The sequence below is a fragment of the Klebsiella sp. GW_Kp182 genome (genome assembly GCF_040062275.1).
GTDB lineage: Bacteria > Pseudomonadota > Gammaproteobacteria > Enterobacterales > Enterobacteriaceae > Klebsiella > Klebsiella michiganensis.
Genome location: NZ_JBEAFQ010000013.1, coordinates 95,443 through 114,495, shown reverse-complemented (window position 1 = coordinate 114,495; position 19,053 = coordinate 95,443). Strand labels below are relative to the sequence as shown.

The following is a 19,053-nucleotide window of genomic DNA, read 5'->3' as shown; positions in this document are numbered from 1 at the left end:
CACCATTACGAACTGTTTTTACTCGATGAGAAGTAATATCCAATAACTGTGCCGGTGACGGAACAAGCCAGTGTTGAAAAAACATCAAACAGCCTTGTATTTCCAGAGGCCGATGACAAAAATGTTAGGAGTATTAGAAAGAATGGCATTATGATCCCTAATACCGAAGTTATTCGTCCATTTATTCTTGCGGTCATGATTTCAGCCTTACCGATCCCCCCACAACAACAGCATGCCAGCCCGGTGAATGATTCAAGATACCTTTTTCGCTGGAAGCCCCAGTAACGTGGTATCTCTCCCATACCTTGCCTTCTTTTTACGCATACCACACATGAATTCCCGTTGGCTCCATTGCTGCATGTCCCGGATCCCGAACAATGGTTACAGTGGTATAAAACAATATTTTCAGACATGCATAATTCCCTAGGCACAATAACTGATAATGAGTGTTGAATTAACAAAGCCTTCAGCCTCCCCACTCATCGCTGAACAGAGAGGACTGATACGGACACCTGTTAATGAAGACTCTCTTCTTTGAGGTCGATCGCCCTGAGCGTCTGATGGAAGGCGGTATCGCTGATGGTACGGGCCTTTCGCATACGGAAAAGCTCATTACGTTGCGCGATAATAGCCTCACGTTGCATAAACTTCTCAAGCCTGGTGCGTTTCATCAACTCCAGTCCGACGTCGGTTTGTTCATCGCTGTAGTTGTAGTGAAGCCGCCGCTGGTATGTCTCAAGGAGCATATTTCCGGCATCAGCTCGTAATGCCTGCTCATCGGGATCATCGACAGGCTGGCTAAGCAAATCGCTCAGTCGGTTGATGGCCGCTTCAGTCAATGCTGCACCGATATTGCCGCTACCGGCGTCATGAGGCAAATCCTCTCCGAGATAGCGTGTCATGAAGGGAAGTCCTACAGCTGCCACAATAAGTGATAACAGGATCACCGCCATTGAGAGAAAGATAAGCAACTCTCTGCCCGGGAACGGTGACCCGTCATCCAGTACGGCCGGAAGCGTCAGTATCCCCGCCAGAGTGACTGAACCCTTCACACCCGCGAGAGCCATCACGGCCATCGCAGTGAACCGGGGGCGCGCAGTCGTGACCTTACCCCGTCGTTTCTGACGAAATACCGTCAGGGTTATGGACAGCCATACCCAGATGAAACGCATCACGCCAAGGGCTAGTGTGATAACCACAGCATATAGCAGTAAGTACCACGGGGAGGAAGCACCTGCCTGTTGTGCCACATCTGGCAGAGTCAGTAACATACGTGGCAACTGCTCGCCCAGCATCAGGAAAATCATCCCGTTTAGCGTGGTCTGAAGCATATTCCACACGGCACTGCTTTTCATGCGTGTGGCCGGTAAACGAGGCCCCGACAGCTGCTCATAGTGCATAGCGATGCCTGCGGCTACGGCAGCCAGGATCCCCGAGACATGGAATGCCTCAGCGAGAATATACGCCGCAAACGGGATAAGAAGGCTAATCAGTATCTGAATGGCCGGTTCTTCGCGTGTCCGTTTCACCAGAAAATTATTGCACTTACCGGTTACCCAGACGACCACAAGACCGCTCAGAATGCCACCGAAGGCCATCAGGAAGAATTTGGTCACCGCCTCTCCCGGGGAGAAGGTACCGGTGAGCACTGCAGCAATCGCAAAATTAAATGCCACAAGGCCGGATGCATCGTTTAGAAGGGATTCGCCTTCGAGGATATGCGCCATTCGTGAGGGCAGCGGAGAGTTTGCAGTCATGGCAGAGACGGCCACAGGGTCAGTGGGTGACAGAATCGCAGCGAGCGCAAATCCGGCGGCCACCGTAACCGCCGGGATAAGCCAGTGAATAAACCAGCCAATGCCAATAATGGTGACCAGAACGAGTCCAATCGCCAGGGACAGGATGGGTTTCAGATCACTGAAAAACGCATCCTTTGGTATTCGCCAGCCATCCAGAAACAACAGAGGGGGAATGAACAATAGAAGGAAGATATGCGGATCGAAATCAACCTGGAAGCCTCCGGCAGCGAGACCAGCCCCCGCAGCTATCTGGATCAAAGGTAATGGAATTTTTACGGGCAACAAATGAGATATAAACACAGTAACAACTATCGCTATCATGAATACAAGGACAATGGTAATCAGCGACATATTGCCCCTCCTCTTCTCATGGCAGACTCTTCAGGCATGTATGTTCATCCTTATCAGCAGGTGACTCTAATAGAGTGTTTATTCTAGGGGGGACGGGGATCGCTGGACAATATGTGTTGCTGTTTTTTCTGTTAAACCTTCCCGGTAATCCGTTGATGCCAGCTCCTTACCCCTGGTGTAACTTTATGCGTTTCATAATCGGCGTTTATTTCATCGCATTCAGAATATGAAACGCATGCCTTCAGGCGAAATACTGACGATACTTCATGATGACTGCGGATACTGTTTCGTCAGTCATCCCCTCTCTGTATTTTGTTGACACCAGATTTTCACACCCAGGTGGAAAACGGTGCGACTCATCATCAATAATAATAAAATTACTGATACCCAGATGTTGGGAATTTGAAAGACATTCCCTGTACCGGATATATTCAATATCCGGTACATCCTGAAGTGAAGGTGTAACGCCAATGATTCTGTTCCGGTATGATACTGGGAAAAGATGCTTTAGCCCCTCTAAAGACATCGTTTCCCTCCAGCTGCTGGAGACCACGATGAGGATTTCTGGACATTGAGTTAAAATTTCTTCAAGCAGGGGCATTCTTTCAAAGGACTCATTCATCCTTCGATGCAGGACGCCGTCAAAATCAAGATAGAGCAGAACAGCTCCGTCTGGATTAGTGGCAGTTGCTACTTCAGGCGAAGCTGTAAATTCATATGATTGTGTATTTTTAACACGACTTCTAGTTAAACTGTCGTATAGCATAGCACTGAGAATGAGAATAATCACAAAGGCGGCAAACGCCACCCCACCAGCAGAAAGTGAAAACAAAGCCCCTGTCATCTCTCCCCCTTCTGCTCTTCATACTTGACTTTAAGAGTGGAAAACCCTTCAAACTCTTTACTTTCAAGATTAAATTCATTCGCTATTAATTTCAGCCCACCCAATGAAGAAAACGGCGGCACTGATAATTTAATATCTTTGATTACATCTGTATTATTAACTACTCTATCTATGTCTTTCATGGCTTTGTTCAACCAAAAATGGCTTTCTGACATAAGTGAAAAAACATACTGAACATCATCTTCTCTTTCACAGATTATGCTTCTGTCATCAAACTTAACCGTCTCCCGGTTGAAGTAATCTGCCAAAAACTTCAAATGCGCATTGCTTAAAGATAAGTTTCTGTAAGCGTCTTTCATGCCGCCGTTGTACTCAGAGTCCGCCAGATGAAAAGCCTTATAGACTTCGTCATACCGGTAATGTAATCTATTTTTTGACTTAATGCTTTTATAAAGCATGTACGATAAAAAAATAATCAAAAGCATCATGCTGTAGAAAATATTATTTTGTTCGAACATAAAAACCACCCTGTAAATTATTGCCATGTATAAAATAACAAAAACAGAACCCTTACAATTTAATTACCGGCTGCAAGGTCTATGGCTTTTTGAAGCCTGTAAAGTTCGGGAGCACCAGGCATTACTGTGGTCGTTTTGTTTTGCGGATTCTTAATGTTCATGACTATGAATACCGGAGTACCACTATAATTGAGCTTATCAGCCAGCATCATATTCGCATCAAGCACATTCTGGAGCTGGTCACGTAAATCTGCACCCAGAAGGAAGTTTCCGTGTTCGTCAAGAATATCTTTATACCCCAGCCCATGAACCAGCGTTGCCAGATTTTGCGGTGAGTAATCCTTTCTGGCCTTAAGAGCTATTCCGGTCTCGTTCATTAATTTATTATGAAACTCATAATATTTATCCTGACCGTATGTCCTGTAAATATAAAGACCAATTTTCGCGCCCATACCTGATATCGGAGTACGGTCTGCGAAGATAGTGAAATCTTTAAAGAACGTGCGCACATTTTTGTTCGCGCTAATGGCTTTCTCAAGAACCGGGCTGGATTGCTGGCAGAAATGGCACATGTAATCGAAGAATTCGATCACGGCTACATCCGCACTCTCAGGACCGTAGTTTGGCGTGTAGGTCGATTCCAGGAGAACGTCTTTAGTATTCACTACATTAGACATTTTCTCACCATCGCGGTTAGACTCCAGGCGTTTACCTGCTTCTACCAGGTTTTCAGGATGGTCGATCAAATATTGAGCCGCTGTCTTTCCAATCAGCTCTTTGTCCTGTTCTGTCAGGACTAAACCGGCTGGCTGATTCGCCTGATGCTCTGTAAGTTTTAAAGTATTGAGACTATTAACCTGTTCGATGAGTTGTTTGTTGACTGACTCATTAGTACGATCATTCGATTTCATCAGGTTACTGCCAGGTCCCCAGATCACCGAACCGGCTACAAAGCCACCAACCACTAGGGCAATATTAATCAAAGTACGTTTTTTAGAGCTTTGTTTATTTTCCATGATTTATCTCTGGGCGTTATTTAATATTTACGCGATGCACCTGATGCATCCGACAGACAATTTATTTACTGGATTTACGGCTATTGCTGTCTAGTTCATCCACTGCATCCTGAATAGCCTTCTGGATATCGACATTACCGGCAGTCATGACAACATTATTGACAGCCCCCCTGATATCCTGAGCATCATCCAGAACACCGGATATACCGTCAGCAATTCCGCCATTCTTCAGTGAAGCGTAATGCTCGTTCAACCATGATGATTGCATAAAGTTATTCCTGGTGATTGAAGAAGGAAACTCCGCATCCGGAAACGAAATATTTTCAAGGCTATCTTTTGTTTGTGTATAGGCAAAAATGCCACCAATGATACCCACATAAACCACTGTTCTGATTAATCCCATGAGAGACTCCGTTTTATGCGCTGTAGATGACCACAGGACTTAATTCCCTGCTCAATTGCACGGGTGATGATTTATCAGGATGCCCGGCAGCTGGAGTGGTTGATTTCAGGTCAGTCTGGACCTTCCGGCCGTGCGAGTACACATCATCAAATACACGGTTCATTGAGCTCTTCCGCGTTGAAACTTTGTCATCGAGAAGCATGATCGGCTTTTGCGTTCCGTCGACATCGACGAAAGTAACTTTGCACGCAACGGGCCCGCAAACATTGGATTGAGCGGCAAACGAAACAACCACTATCGCAGCCACTGCCATTAATTTCTTCATTGTTTCTCCCGGAGAGTTATTTTTTCTGATTGGCCGTATTCAGGCTGTTCAGCATCTGGTCAGGGTCACGTAACCCCGCAAATACCATCGGCTCACCCTTCAGGCTTAAACCGCTAGGTGTGCCTGAGAGTTTGAACATGTTCCCTGCATTAAACTGGTTCTGAATAGAGTCCATGCAGGCCTTTGTCGGTTGCTTATCAGGTAAGCCATTCCCTTTCATTGCTCTGGTCAAAGCTGCAGGCTTGTCATCTGCACACCACACCGATGCCATATTTCGGGCAATCATGGAGTTCATCCCGGCACGAGGGTATGCGATGAATTTAATTGTGATGCCTTTATCCAGATAGGATTGCAGATCGCTATGTAGTTTCTGGCAAAAGCCACAGGTGATATCAGTAAAGACTCCGATGATATATTTCTCTTCCGGTGCTTTGTAGGTGATGGTATCCAGCTTCTCAATATAGGATCGCATCCCTTTGCTGATAAACTCGTCCGTGGTGTTTTCCACTTCTTTACCTTTCACCTTGAATAAATTTCCTGTGAAGATGTATTCACCGTCAGACGTTACGTAACTGGTCCCCTCTTTTGAGAAGACCGAGTAAATACCGTTAACCGGAGATTTCTCTGCAGAGACAGGATTGATACCAACGGCTTCAATTTTTTCCTTTAATTCCGCAGGTAAATCAACATCAGCATAGGCCGATGTGGTTAACAATAACAGAGCAACTGCAATGGGTTTAATCATGTCCTACCTCCTAAATTACTGTATCAAACGAAACAAAATATTTTTCCGACCAGGACGCATTTTCCCACCGGTATGGAAAAAAAATTTTTTTGTTGTCGTGTAACCTGTAAAAGTTACTTTTGAGGAGCGGGTTAATGACTAGATTATTTTTTGGAGCGGCGCTGTTCGCAACTTTAACAGTCAACGCAAATGCAGCATTCAATCCCCCCCCGGATCGACCAATGCCCCAAAATGTACCCGAGACGGTAAAAAACGAATGTTTAACTGACGCCGCGCGATTCTTCGGGATTGACCGTGACCTTGTCTTTACTCTTTTTGATAATGAAGGAGGTAAGATTGGTTCTTTCGTCCTTAACACCAATGGAACATGGGATATTGGCCCAATGCAGATTAACTCATCAAATCTGGCTGAGGTGAAATCTCACTTCCCTGCAATCACCTGGCGTGAGCTCGCTTACGATGCATGTGCTTCTTTCTGGGTAGGGACATGGTGGCTACACCGGAAAATTATAGACCGTAAGGGTAACGTGTTTGAAGGTATTGCGGACTACAACAGTAAAACGCCTCGCGTCAGAGCTAATTATATTTTCAAATTTATGGAACGATATAACCGACGTCTGCAGCGTAACGGCAAAATGACGCAGCTCAATGCATGGACCGGTCTTGATCGCGTAAAGCCGAATCCTCCAGAGATAACGGGTAAGCTCGCTAACAACCTTCATCAGCAGTCCGGGCAATACGATAAGCAAAAGTGACTTTAACCACTCCGGTACTGGTAGTTTCTGTATCTACGAGGTGCGTTTTATTCAATTACTCCTGTTAGTTTTCGAGTCTTCTTCAGGAAGTATTTAACGTAGCCACGGACTGTGCATGCATAATGATCAAAATGCCGCGGTCAAAGAAAAGTGACTTTTGAAGCGTCCCGCTTTGCCTGTCAGGCTTCGGGAGCATGTTTGATAAATAAGTAAGGTCCACCTTGTGGTGAACCTTATACCGCGTAAGATAACTGGCAGATCAGGCGCTTTTCAACGCCATTCAGTTGTTAAGTACTCTTCCATATATGACATCGAGCGCGGGTTGCTGTTGCTCACCGGCTCCTCCAGCCTTCCCAGTGCCCGGGACAGCGTGGAAAAGTAAGGTTGCTTCTCCCATAATGCACGCTCGCCGATGACGTAAATGCGTTGTTTCGCCCTGCTTACAGCGACGTTCAGAAGATTGGGTTTTTCCGCCGCCCAGGCTTTCGCCCCCTGGCTTTTTATGTTGCCTCCCAGCACGAGGATAACCACTGCAGCTTCCTTACCCTGTGTTTTATGTACAGTGCCCGTTCTGTCCATCCTGAATCCCAGTCTCTTTGCGATCCGACTAAGCTGCTTAGCGCAATCCCGGAATGGCGAGATCAGAAACACGTCGTCAGGTGTGAGTGAATGCTGGTGACGCAACGCCAAAAGTAACTTTTCCACCGCCACCCCTTCCTCCGCTACCCAGTTTCCTTCGCATGTTCTCCCTTTCACATCCAGCCATCCGCTTTCAGGAAAATCCGCCAGGCCCGGCTTTTTCCCGTGGACCATGAGCCCGTCATAGGCAATATGGTTACTGATACTGAACATTGGTTCATCACAGCGCCGGTGAACCCGTAATGGACAGCCCACCCAAATCTGTTCAGACTCCGGGTCGGGCAGATAGGTGCCAACATCCATCGTCTGATCTGCCAGTATCTGTGCTGAGACTTTTCCGGGCCACCAGCAGGAAGGGATCTTATAGTGTTTTGCCAGCGCCCCCTCTACAGTGGACGGAATACTGCTGACCGGTTCCAGTTGTTTTGGGTCACCTACCAGAACCGTTCGTTTTGCTCTCCAGATAGCCCCAATCGCATGCTGAGGTTGTGCCTGTCCTGCTTCATCAATCAGCAACCAGCCTATCGCTTCCTGACCTGCATCCCTGAACATCCGGGGCATGGATGCAAAGGTGCTTGATATAACCGGGACGACCAGAGATAAGGAGTCGAGGGCCAGAGCCGCCTGTTTTTCGGTCAGTTTTCGCCCTTTTAACCAGTCCATTGCAAGCCCTATATTGGCGGCCATTTTTACGGGGTTATTTTCAATAAATGCCCGGTGAACGTCTAATGCTGCGATAAACACGTCTTCCCTCGCCTTTCTCCAGCGCTCATGAAGCCATGGTGCTGACAACTCCCTTTGTTGTTCTGTTGCATCCCGCTCCGGCCAGTAGGCTCCTAGATCGGATATAGCCTGCTTCAGCAATGTATTATTCTGTTCCTGCTCTTTACAGACCGCCTGACCGTTGCTGATCACCTGAGTGAGCTCACGCTCCAGGCTCCTGAGATCATTGTCCGCATTATTTTTTTCTGATTGCGCCTGCTGCAGTTCCTTCCGTTGCTGAGTCAACGTCGCCCGCAAAGCATCTGATTCGTCTGTCAGCCGTTGATAACGATCCCACCATGTCTTCGATATCTTCCCCAGCGAAAAGAGATTAGCCAGAAGGCCGGGTTTATTTTTTTCATGGTGGTGGATGCGCTGATCGAGTTCGTCCCGTTCTCCACTGGACAGGGTCAGGGTCATTTCCATCGCGGCGAGTCTGTCAGAGAGCGTCTGTAGCGCGTTCCGACATTCCTCAATCTGAAGCGTTGCGGTTTGCTTCCTTTCTTCCCACACTCTTCGTTGTTCTTCGAGCCACTCAATTTTATGCGTTAGCCCTGAACTGACGACCAGTTGCTGACGCTCGGCTTCCTCCACCGCCTGTGCCTGTTCAAAACGTGAGACAGCCTCAGTCCAGGTCAGTGTAGGCTCTCTGACTTTCCGGGGCGGTCGCAGTAAATTCAGATGGTATTTCAGCCCCTCTCCACGTTCGGGTGAAAACTTCTCAGGAGGTGCTTCATCGCCTTTTTCACTCTTCTGCAGATTTCCCCACCACAGTGTGTTAACGAACTGCTCTCTGTTACTTTTATTGCCCAGTCTTGCCGCCAGAAGCCCCCAGGCTGGCCTGTTAAGTATTACGGTAGCCAGCCCGGCAAAGTAATCGCTGCGATCTGACACATTCTCCGGTACCGCTTCCATCCCGGGGAGCTCAAGTGAGATATTCTCAACGGCTCCGTTATTGGACGATGCAATCACGATGGCACTCCCCGCCAGGGACGGGTGAAGCGAATAATAGGGTATCAGCCTGTCATCGTATTTGTGGCTGTCTTTGGCTCTAAATGCAGAGTCTCCGAGTTTAACCAGTTTACTCGCCCGATCGGTGACGACTGCGGCCACCACATCACGCAGGAGTGTTGTCTTCCCCGTTCCCGGAGGACCATTAACAGCAAAAATACCCGGTTCAGTGTGATTTCTGGTCCAGGTTTCATTGACGGCCAGCTGCTGGCTGAATGCCAGCGGGTACTTTGAAGGCCAGGAGCCAACTGGTGGCTGTGTGGGCAACAGTTTTTCAAAGGCGAAATCCAGGCCTTCTTCAGTGCGTATATCGAGGCGCTGTTGGTTATCCCGGGTTATCGCCATGATAAAGTCTTTAAAACCGGCCCCCCCCCCTCCTTGCCTCCACTCCGCGTCGAGCTTTCGCAGTTCCTGAATGAAAAAACTGTTAATGAGGTCATCGGGCACCGCTTCTTTCTTTTTACTGTCTTTCTTTGCACTGTCTTCCTGGATGACTTTTGCCTTCCTGGTCAGGGAACACTTAACCACACTGACGATTGACGTATCCATGGCTTCTTCCGGAAAATACAGTTTTGCGATGACCAGTTTCTCAAGCGTCTTCAACCATCCTGTATCGGCCTTCTGTCCCTCCTCCTGTAATCGATAAGCCTCAATGTCCACCCACTGCATGAGATGAAGGGTCAGATTATCAAAATCGTAAAAACCGCTATCCACCAGCGGGAGGCTGTCGTTTGGTGCGGGCAGGTCTGACACATCGGAGCAAAGGGGAGCATGAAGAGCATAAACGCCGCGATCATGCCTGAGTATCTGAGCCGCCGACCATGCAGACAGGGATAACATGAATGTGGCTGGCTGGGGGATGCCTTCTTCATTGAAACCAATATCAAAAAGCCTGCATTTCCCTGATTTGCGTTCTTCAGGTACCGCTTCATGGGCACCGATTTTATCCTCCAGCATTTTGGTAATCACACTTAGATGATAAACCCCCGCCTGAGCGGAGTAGCGCCACACTTTGCCAGGAGCAACATCCTTACGGGTATGATCCGGGTCATCCCAGGGAAGCATGGTTCCTGCGCCTACTTTGTAAACCGGGTTGAGTTTATCCCGGGCATTTTCCTTATCAATATCCTGAGGGGTTAATGCTTCAATGGCTCTCCAGAAGAGGAACACATTTTCGGTTTTTATTGCTGATTCATTCACATAAACCTCACTGGTCTGTCTGTTCCTGACGTCGTGACTCCCGGTAACACACGACGAAGACGGTCTGCTTATCCGGCCGGGAGAAGAAAACGTCAGCTCCCTGAATTTACCGGGCAGAATTGCCGGGGTGCTGTGTCGATGGCCGAGGAAAAAGTAACTTTCCGGACCTGTGCAGCGCATAAACAATGACTGTTTTTCATAACCGGTCAGCGATAACAACTGTGTATCCCACGGATACACTATGGACTATGGCCTGTAAAGCCCCCATTAGAGTTGAGGTTCCATTCGGGTGTGATGAAAATAGGGGGTTGGAGGTGAGGTTAAATAGTTTATAATCTAATCAAATGAGAAAGGGCTGTGGGCTACACAAGGATGATAGGCTTTAATGTGTTCAACAACTATAAATATGAGGTACACAATGGCTAATTTCCTGTATTGGGATTATGTAAATTATTGTTTTTATGGCCTATTTACCATCTCTATCGTTTTGCTAGGCTTAAAGAAAGTTCTTAAAAACCGAAAACAATCTTGTGCTGCCGCAAAACAGGCTAAAGGTTTTGAGAATTCGTCCGGTGTATCTGGAATTCATGCTTCATTACAGAGACCGTCTCATCAAAATGAAGGAAGGGTTGAGGCTCTTCATGAAAATCTAGGCAAAAACTACGATTTTGACCGAGAATATGATTTTGAACGGTATTAATACGTTATTCAGAAAATATACACTTTTAAGTTAATGGCCTGATTTTTTCAGGCCATTAACTTATCTAACTTTTAATTTTTCCTATGCTTATCAAGGAATTCTTTAGTCTTCGCTGTTCCCTCGTTTACTCCAATATCCTTTGGCAGACTCGCAATAAATTTGGGATACTCGGCAGCTACATCAGGCCCATAACGAGAATCATTTGAAAGAGCATGTTGAACCTGCCTAGTTAACATCTCGTTTCGGTCCGCCATCCGAGTAAATTTTTCATCGTTCATACCGGAATAGTTACCTGCATTATTTAATGCTTGCCCTAACTGGATATTATTGCTGATGTTTCCGATGAGAGAGCCTGGCGCTCTACCACTACTTATACCCATTGCGTCCGGCACATTATCCTGAGAGCCTATTTTCGGTGCGATAGCATCACCACCAGGGATAGCACCAGCAACACGTTGTACAATGTCAGACGCGATCTCATGCCCGGGCACAGAGTCTCCTGTAGCTTGCCACGCTGCTGATGCCTTATCCATTGGATGTGAACTGGCTCCATTATTTTCTCTCAGTTCTTGGCCCAATGCTGCATCTGCACTACCTCTTGCTGCCTTTCCTGTCGTACCGCTTCCAGTGACTTCTGCATTTACGACATCATTGAGCCCGCCACTGAAACCATTATTTTTCCCATCCGACGCTTGTCTTCCAATCCGTTCAACTCCTGATTCGGACATTGCTGCACCGGTGATTTCATTATACTTATCGAGGTATGCTTTGCTTTCTGCCAAGCTTGCCTCACGCTCTTGCCCGATTTGGTTACGTGCGTTTTCACTATGCAATGTTGCCTGAGTTAATGCTGCTTTAGCATCCTGTGTTTTGTCACCGGTACTACTAAAGCTATCAAAGCTTTTAGGTGCTTCACTTGATTGCAAGTTCCTCATTGTTTGCTGTGTTGAAGCGTTGAAATCGTTAGAAGGTGCGTCACCAAGAAGAAGAGGTTGGACTCTTCCTGTAGTTGCTTCTCCAACTGAACCAGCCTGTTTTCCTCTCTCAATTGTGTCATTTGTGGACCCCATTGGAAGATTATTTTTAACCTGGTTTAAAGTATCTCTGTCTGCCTGAGAATGAACACGACTTTCACCTGCGCCACCTTCATTTGCAACGTGTAAACGACCATTGTTCTCGTTAAGGCTTTGAGCGGTAATTCCGCCAATTGTATTACCTGGCTGAACTGTTGAGGCTTCTCTGTGTTGACCCAGGTTCGCAGTTGATTGAGCTCTCTGGCCGGCAACATTTCCACCAATCTCTCCTGCTGTTGGCACAGCTGACGTATCAGGGGCCATTTGAGTTTGCTCTTGGTAATTCGCATACTGCCCGCCACCTCCCAAAGCAACAAATTGATCTAATTTTTCGGCAGCTGGTGCAAGTATCTGTTCATTTGCCCCCATCATGCTGACTGCATTTTTAAACATCGCAGATGTCTGTTTAATATCAGACAGGTTTTTGGCGACTGTTTCCCCGGATTCCATTTGAGTTTTAGCTTGCGCCTGGTCAAGTAATACCTTTGCAAAGGCATCATTACCATTTTTATCAGAACCGAGCGTGTTACTCCTGTTCATCATATCGCGGGTTGACTTCCACTGACCAGCTATCGCATCTGCATTAAGACCTGAAGCTGACGCCCAAGCTCTTACTGAATCCTCGGTTGCCGGTGTTCTCATGGTATCTGAGATCATATTGCCATCAATATTCAGACTGTTACTCATAGCCAGTTGAGATGCTTGACCACCAGTTTTGCTGAATGCATTTGTTTCGGTGTTACTAATAGACTGGGTAAATTGTTGCATTTGTTGTGCAACCTTCTGAAAACCATCAGAACTTGTAAACCCATCCTGTGTAATATTCGATTCCAACTGACCGATATCCTTAGAAAAGGAACTTCCATTTCTCATCATGTTTTCAAGGTTGTCAGTAAGAGCCTTTTTCGCTGAGTCAGTTAAGGATGAATCACTATTTATTTTTCCAACAATGCCTCCTTTCAATGCTCCAGATATTCCTTTTCCACCGCCGCCACCAATTCCCAATGAACCACCCAGTTCTCCTGCTGCTTGAAGAACTGCACTTAAGGCACTACCTTTGGCGGCTTCAGAAGAAACACCTACACTCGAGCCAACACCACTACTGATGCTAGATGCTAAATCCTCAACTAGTCTCTGATTAGCCTGGGTACCGGACGAAGCCATTTGTGAATGCTGCCCCTGAAACGCAGAGTTCCATGCCTCACTAAAAGCTTGTGTAGCCGTTCTGCTAGACATTCTTGTAGTTCCAATATCATTTCTACCTGCTGCAGAAACAGTATCCTGCAAGTTATTGCCAAGTGACAGAGAGGGCATTGAACTACGAACGGCCGCATTCAGAAGCCCGCCTGATGACATACCGGCACCGGTTGAAGTGGCTGCGGTGTGTGTCTGGTCACCAAAGGACTGTTTACCCGCATTACCCGCCGACCACACTTCTGGGGTGACATGGCCAGTATTGGCAGGAGCATCCGGCGTGACATTTTTCAACGCTCCCATCATCGGGTGGATGCTGGTGGTCAACAGGAATAGTGTCAGCATCGGCACCATGCAATACAGCGCTGAAGCTACAGACAGGTAGCTCCCGTACGTCTCCTGAATACTCCCCATATTCGCCCAGTTCATCGTGGTCTGTACACCCAGCGATGACCATGTATCAAATTGTTGATTTAATACCATTTTTACGTATGCGTTGACCATAACCGCCGTTATCGGCCACATGTTAACGAAGACTATCAGTTGAAGGTATTTTGCAGCTGAAGTTATGCCTTCACCTCCCAGGAAGAGGATCGCAATCAGAGCAAATGGGGCAACCATGTAGCTGAACATTTCCAGGAACGATATTGCAGCGCCTGAGATGTTCAGCCAGAGTTGCCCCTGACTGACCATGGCATTGGTTCGTTTCATGCTCGCTTCGAAAAGCTGGTAGTCAGCCGCTATACCCAACGACTTGCGATACTGCAGCACACCTTTATCTATTTGGTTGAGTACAAATGCAGCAGTAGTGATATTGTGAGCCTGACCGGCACTTCCAAAAAGCGTGGTGGCTGCACCACCGATAAAATCAGTTTGTTGGCCACTATCCTCTTGCTGCGGTGCGACAAACTGATTCATCTGACCCAGATTACGCATAATAGACGCGCCCTGAGGAGAGTCGAATGCGGCTTTAACCGCCGCCCAGGCATCCGTACAGGACGCATACTGCAAACCTGTAGATGTCACCATTGGGACGCTTGCTGTCTTGAGGCTGTTGGCCGTCATTGAATCCATCACGTTCATTACTGACGCAAGATCAGTGGCATAGATTTCATTCAATGCCACCCCTCTCAGTGGTGTCTGAACTTCTGAGTCCTGGGTCGTTTTAATACAATCGCGTGCAATAGACTGGATGATTCTGCAGACATCAAAAGTGACAGGTTTTTCACTCCCGCTCATCGTATTCGGGAAAGCCTGACAGAACCCACTGGATTCCCCGCCCCACTCCATATATTTGACCATTTTTGTCATTGGCCCCAGCGTCAGGCTGTCATCGAGCGTGTCAGTGACCTGACCCACCGGCGTAAGCGGGTCAAACGCTGCTCGCCAGTCCGTAATTAGCCCGTGAAGTAATCCGGTTGTCAGTTCACCGGTTGACGCGATAAATAACGGTACATCGTCTATGTTCCTGACCTCCCCCGTTTTAACCGATTCCAGAGTGACATCGGCTTTAATGACGGCAATTGAATAGAACAGCAACCCCATTATCCAGGAGAAGATCGGGACATCGTTTTTTGTGGGGGCAAGGACCCACCGCAGGGATTTATAAAAAAGGCCAATTGCTGCTGCATATGCAGCAAATCTGAGCCATTCATTTGAACCATGGCTGGAAAAAATCAGCGCGATCCCGTTAAAAGCCGTATAAACAAAATCAATATCACCAATGGTATAAATCGTGTAATTACTCATATCAGCCACCGTTCCCGCTATCGCCATAGGTCCGTTTTTTAACGTATGCCGTATCCCAATAAGCCAGGACCGTTTTTTCCTCAGTATTCTGGATGGACTGTACTTCTGAAGCGCTGCGGATCTGATTTCTGAAGGTTTGGTTTATTTTGTCTAGTTGGTCCTTAAACGATGTCATCGCCTCTGAAGGCAAAGTCATATTTGTCATTTTATTCTGTACACTACTCAGCAACTCTATCGTGAAATTTTTTGCCGCGATCGTGCTGATATCATTGATGTATTGAACACCCTCAGCAGCTGACAAGGTCTGAAGAGTCGGAATGATGTTATTAACACCTAACATGCTGATAAGTTTACGTTGGTCCTGCGTCAACTCTGTGTCATTCCTGACAGCTCGCTGAACTTCGAGCAATGTTTCAATAATGGTTTCAGAAAGTCCTTTGAATTGAATAGAGTCCTGACGCATTTCAAGACACTGAGCTTTCCTGTTACTGCGTAAATCAGGAGTTGGGTTACAAACATTTAACTTAACATTTCCCGTTCCTGTCCCCTTTATGAAATCAGCTGCTTTCATCGTAGGCGGGATCGGTGTTATCGCAGAATTTTCCCCATTACTATCCCAGCTGACGATAAGTGTTCCAGTAAGCGACATTATTTGTTCGGCCAGTTTGTAACCTGTTAGTTCAGTCACGCCCCCTACATTTATATTGCCGTTATCAATGCTCATAAATCCCTGGTAAACAATATTTCCTGCATATTTTTCTTTAAATGCATCAGGGTCTTTTGCATAGTTCTTTTTGTTGACTTCACTCGCAGGCTGACTCATGGTGCTACCAAAATCCGGGAATATACCTGATACCATGGAGTCAACAGCGCCGCCACCGAGCCCGATTTTCTCAGTAAACTCCTGAGGGGTGCCCAGTCCATTTTGCAAAAACTCATAGGTCGCGTTGCAGCTGTCTTTAGCAAATTTGTTCAGCGCAGCGAGCTTGTCCTGAATGTTGGCAATAATCGCTGCACAGTCGGCACAGATTGCTGATACTGCCGTATTAAAGGCATATACCGCTGAGCCCTGTGCAATACCGCGTCCAATCTGCACAAGCTGATCACCGTTGATCATGCTGAAACTACCGAGGAAAATATCAATGCCGTTACACCCGACGCTGGCTTTCGGGAAACTGACATTGACGAGGTTAGTATTCACCTGAGGCTGGCGGTATGAGAAACTCCCCCCAACAGCTCCGACACGTGACGCCGTTCTTACTGAAGCGGGATCTGTTGAAGCCACCATGCCCTGAAATATTCCCTCCATGACGTTGGCAGCATGGACCTGCTGCATGGAGAACGCGCCAAAGAACATGGCAGATAAAAGTAACTTTTTTATGAAAGTTACTTTTTTTGAAAAATCAGTAGCCACTAAAGCCCCCTTCACGTTCTGAAATATGGGTATCAACCCGATCGGTTGTTGGCATGTCATACCCGCTGAGTTTTTCATCCATTATGTTCTGAAGGAGATAAGGGTCCTGTTCATAGCGATCTTTGTTCACGGTCAGAACGTCTCTGTCGCCAATTGCATATTGTTTCTTAATATCGAGCGTATTCTGGAATGACGCTTCGTCGAGAAGGTTCATACCTCTGGCTGCAAGAATGATCGTATTTTTCAGTTCGTCAGCAGATACCAGACCGGTACTGACTCGAGTAGCCTGAGAACCATCATTGGACATGAGATAAATAGTAGGAACTTCTGTGATGGCGTATTGCTTAATCATATCCATAGTTGCCCGGCCATAACGGGGAAATAAACCATTGTGGAGAGGACGGCCGTCAATACTGACCGGCATAATGTCTACGTGATAATAATTCTGCATGAAATTCAGTATCTGGCTTTGCTCATGACAGTACGCACAGGTACTCTGGAAAAAGAAGAATAAACCTCCTTTCTGAAAAATGGAGGTCAGTGCTTTTTGCTGATTTTCTTCCAGACCTGCTCGGTGCGCATTTAACGCGACAGTTTCAGTTGGCTGCCGTCTCTTTTCTGACATCATCGGGTTATTAATGAAATAGTCACGCGTCCTGTCAGAGAAACGGGTGGCAATATCAAGCATTAAACGTTGCGCAGTATAATAGCGAGATAAGTTTTCGTTGGTCGGGTTATCCATTGCCGCATAACGAAGATTCAGCAGATTTTCTTTAAGCCAGCGTGAATCCAGCTTAAGTTCTTCTTGTTTGTCCTGAGAAGGCGAGCCCGTTAGCGGCTGTTGCGGTTGTTCTTCTTCATCTTTTACCGGCTCTTTATCGTTATACCAGAAGAAACCTTTTTTGAGGGCTTGTCCCGAAACAAAAGGAGTGTTCCCTACATTCTGCGTATCTGCCAGGCTGATAGTGGAAAGCACCAGCAACGAACTAATGGCGGCTTTCAGGATAAAAGTTTTGGTGTTTTGCATATGCTACCCCTCGATGGTTAGCATTATCATCCCATAAAAAAAAATCCGTTTTCTTCTATAAGGAAGATGTTCTGTACGAAATCTGAAATTTTTCTTCCGTGATGTTAATGGCTAAATGCCTCCGGGTCCTGACTGTTCGGGAAAGCCAGGATAGTGGCTCCTGGGAACGTGTTTACCTTTCACATGACTATTCAGGAATACCGTCACTGTTTTACGTTAAATGTGAATGACTGTGAATTTATAGAATGTGAAACAATAAAGGGGGGATAGTTTCCTGTCCTAAGAATACGTTGACCTTATGTTGGTATAAAGGTCAACGACAGAAAGTAATAGATGATAAAACCTATATAACATGAACTTGTTTAAGAAGGTCTGGTTTTACTGGGAGCTCTAAATCGGGACACGGTTTCTTCTGCTTGCATCAGGAGCGACAACTGATGCGATAGATTACAATTTCTGGCTGCGAGTATTTCCTCAACTCTCGCCTTACGGTCAGGATTTTTTATCATCCGGAGAAAACGGGAAGGACCTGAAAGATATTCGGCCAGACGAATACTGACAGCATCTGAACTGGCCGAAAACATAGCATCCAGTTCTTTGTCAAACCTGATTTTTCCGGATGGGCAGGTCGTCCTTTTTAACGGTGCAAGTTCCTGAACAAGTTGCAGGATACAATCAGGAAAATGGTTTTTAAGGTCTACAGTTTTTAACTCTGTGTGAATGACAGGCAGGAATAAATAAGAGGCACAACGGACATTAAGGTCAGGAGAAATCGTACGCAAGCGGTTATGGATGCAGTCTGAAAGATGAAAAAAACCCTGCTCATCTGACGGCGTCGTTATTCCGGTCGATGCAAACGCGATATGGCAGATGGTGCTTGCGGTGTGTAAAAGCTGATTTTCCATGTAATCTGAAAGTCTTTTATTCAAAGGGAACAACGGACTGAGAATAACGCATAATGGCAACTTTGCATTTTTTTGCGCTACATGTTGGGCAGGAATCATACCTGTCCGGGGCATGTATGAATGGTTTTTTACATACCAGGCAATAGTCTTTATAGTCAGCTTCCGACATACCATTCAGAACTTCAACAATCCTGTTTACCTTGAGCGGGTAGTATTCTGGCGTATATCCCGTGTTTATTAACAAATCAACAAGTGCATTAAAATCCATTTCTCTTGTTGATTCTGTAGGATTTTGAGGGTCATATCCGAAAATATGTATAGCATTGTTCACAACGACATTTGACAGCAACATGGCGGATTTCTCTCCCAGCCACTTACCGACCCCTTTTCTTGTATTTGTCCCTTTGGGGTACTCAAGGCTGTCAGCAACTTTACGGCCATACAGATGTGTTATTGTATATTTGTTTGCATCATATTCAACTAGCTTTATAGCACTTGCCAGGCTATTAAGCTGGCTTACCTCACTCTTTTTAAAGGCCATTATCCGCATTCTCCTTAACGTGTACCTGTTCCGAATCTGTCGACCGGCAGGAAAAACCACTTCGTGTTTTCAGAAAAGTTAC

The 19,053-nt window shown here is 46.5% G+C and carries 15 protein-coding genes; 2 read left to right on the top strand and 13 right to left on the bottom strand.

Going from position 1 to position 19,053, the window contains the following annotated elements:
• Positions 1-515 precede the first annotated feature (515 nt).
• From ABLU88_RS14545 to ABLU88_RS14515, 7 genes are all read right to left on the bottom strand, one after another.
• Positions 516-2,150 (bottom strand): Na+/H+ antiporter, encoded by a 1,635-nt coding sequence (locus ABLU88_RS14545; protein WP_154975103.1) that lies wholly within the window; start codon positions 2,148-2,150, stop codon positions 516-518.
• 241 nt (positions 2,151-2,391) lie between these two features.
• Positions 2,392-2,994: an HAD domain-containing protein gene (locus ABLU88_RS14540; protein WP_348836887.1), complete on the bottom strand. Its 603-nt coding sequence runs from the start codon at positions 2,992-2,994 to the stop codon at positions 2,392-2,394.
• Entirely contained in the window at positions 2,991-3,512 is a 522-nt protein-coding gene (locus tag ABLU88_RS14535) for a hypothetical protein (RefSeq protein ID WP_348836885.1), read from the bottom strand. Before ABLU88_RS14535 ends, ABLU88_RS14540 begins: the two co-directional genes overlap by 4 nt.
• Before the next feature lie 59 nt (positions 3,513-3,571).
• On the bottom strand, positions 3,572-4,528 hold the full coding sequence (locus ABLU88_RS14530; protein ID WP_154975096.1) for a DsbA family protein: 957 nt from the start codon (positions 4,526-4,528) through the stop codon (positions 3,572-3,574).
• 61 nt (positions 4,529-4,589) lie between these two features.
• Positions 4,590-4,931 (bottom strand): hypothetical protein, encoded by a 342-nt coding sequence (locus ABLU88_RS14525; protein ID WP_348836884.1) that lies wholly within the window; start codon positions 4,929-4,931, stop codon positions 4,590-4,592.
• 13 nt (positions 4,932-4,944) lie between these two features.
• Complete coding sequence (locus ABLU88_RS14520) at positions 4,945-5,256, bottom strand: hypothetical protein (RefSeq protein ID WP_348836882.1); 312 nt, start codon at positions 5,254-5,256, stop codon at positions 4,945-4,947.
• Between the two features lie 16 nt (positions 5,257-5,272).
• Positions 5,273-6,001: a thioredoxin fold domain-containing protein gene (locus ABLU88_RS14515; protein WP_348836881.1), complete on the bottom strand. Its 729-nt coding sequence runs from the start codon at positions 5,999-6,001 to the stop codon at positions 5,273-5,275.
• A gap of 134 nt (positions 6,002-6,135) precedes the next feature.
• On the opposite strand from ABLU88_RS14515, the gene ABLU88_RS14510 reads away from it, so the two are divergent.
• Entirely contained in the window at positions 6,136-6,756 is a 621-nt protein-coding gene (locus tag ABLU88_RS14510; protein WP_099745258.1) for a lytic transglycosylase domain-containing protein, read from the top strand.
• Between the two features lie 270 nt (positions 6,757-7,026).
• Here ABLU88_RS14510 and ABLU88_RS14505 read toward each other — a convergent pair whose 3' ends face one another.
• On the bottom strand, positions 7,027-10,587 hold the full coding sequence (locus tag ABLU88_RS14505) for an AAA domain-containing protein (RefSeq protein WP_348836879.1): 3,561 nt from the start codon (positions 10,585-10,587) through the stop codon (positions 7,027-7,029).
• A 199-nt stretch (positions 10,588-10,786) separates the two neighbouring features.
• On the opposite strand from ABLU88_RS14505, the gene ABLU88_RS14500 reads away from it, so the two are divergent.
• On the top strand, positions 10,787-11,068 hold the full coding sequence (locus ABLU88_RS14500) for a hypothetical protein (protein WP_348836878.1): 282 nt from the start codon (positions 10,787-10,789) through the stop codon (positions 11,066-11,068).
• Positions 11,069-11,139: 71 nt separating this feature from the next.
• Here ABLU88_RS14500 and ABLU88_RS14495 read toward each other — a convergent pair whose 3' ends face one another.
• The 5 genes from ABLU88_RS14495 to ABLU88_RS14475 form a co-directional block, all read right to left on the bottom strand.
• Complete coding sequence (locus ABLU88_RS14495; RefSeq protein WP_348836876.1) at positions 11,140-15,084, bottom strand: conjugal transfer protein TraG N-terminal domain-containing protein; 3,945 nt, start codon at positions 15,082-15,084, stop codon at positions 11,140-11,142.
• A 1-nt stretch (position 15,085) separates the two neighbouring features.
• On the bottom strand, positions 15,086-16,498 hold the full coding sequence (locus tag ABLU88_RS14490; RefSeq protein WP_181940886.1) for a conjugal transfer protein TraH: 1,413 nt from the start codon (positions 16,496-16,498) through the stop codon (positions 15,086-15,088).
• Positions 16,488-17,525, bottom strand: coding sequence for a conjugal transfer protein TraF (gene traF / locus ABLU88_RS14485; protein ID WP_072046204.1), 1,038 nt, complete (start codon positions 17,523-17,525; stop codon positions 16,488-16,490). Before traF ends, ABLU88_RS14490 begins: the two co-directional genes overlap by 11 nt.
• A gap of 362 nt (positions 17,526-17,887) precedes the next feature.
• The gene (locus tag ABLU88_RS14480; RefSeq protein WP_348836874.1) at positions 17,888-18,430 is read right to left on the bottom strand and encodes a hypothetical protein; all 543 of its coding nucleotides are present in this window, start codon (positions 18,428-18,430) and stop codon (positions 17,888-17,890) included.
• Positions 18,431-18,446: 16 nt separating this feature from the next.
• The gene (locus ABLU88_RS14475) at positions 18,447-18,971 is read right to left on the bottom strand and encodes a hypothetical protein (RefSeq protein ID WP_072046206.1); all 525 of its coding nucleotides are present in this window, start codon (positions 18,969-18,971) and stop codon (positions 18,447-18,449) included.
• Positions 18,972-19,053 lie beyond the last annotated feature (82 nt).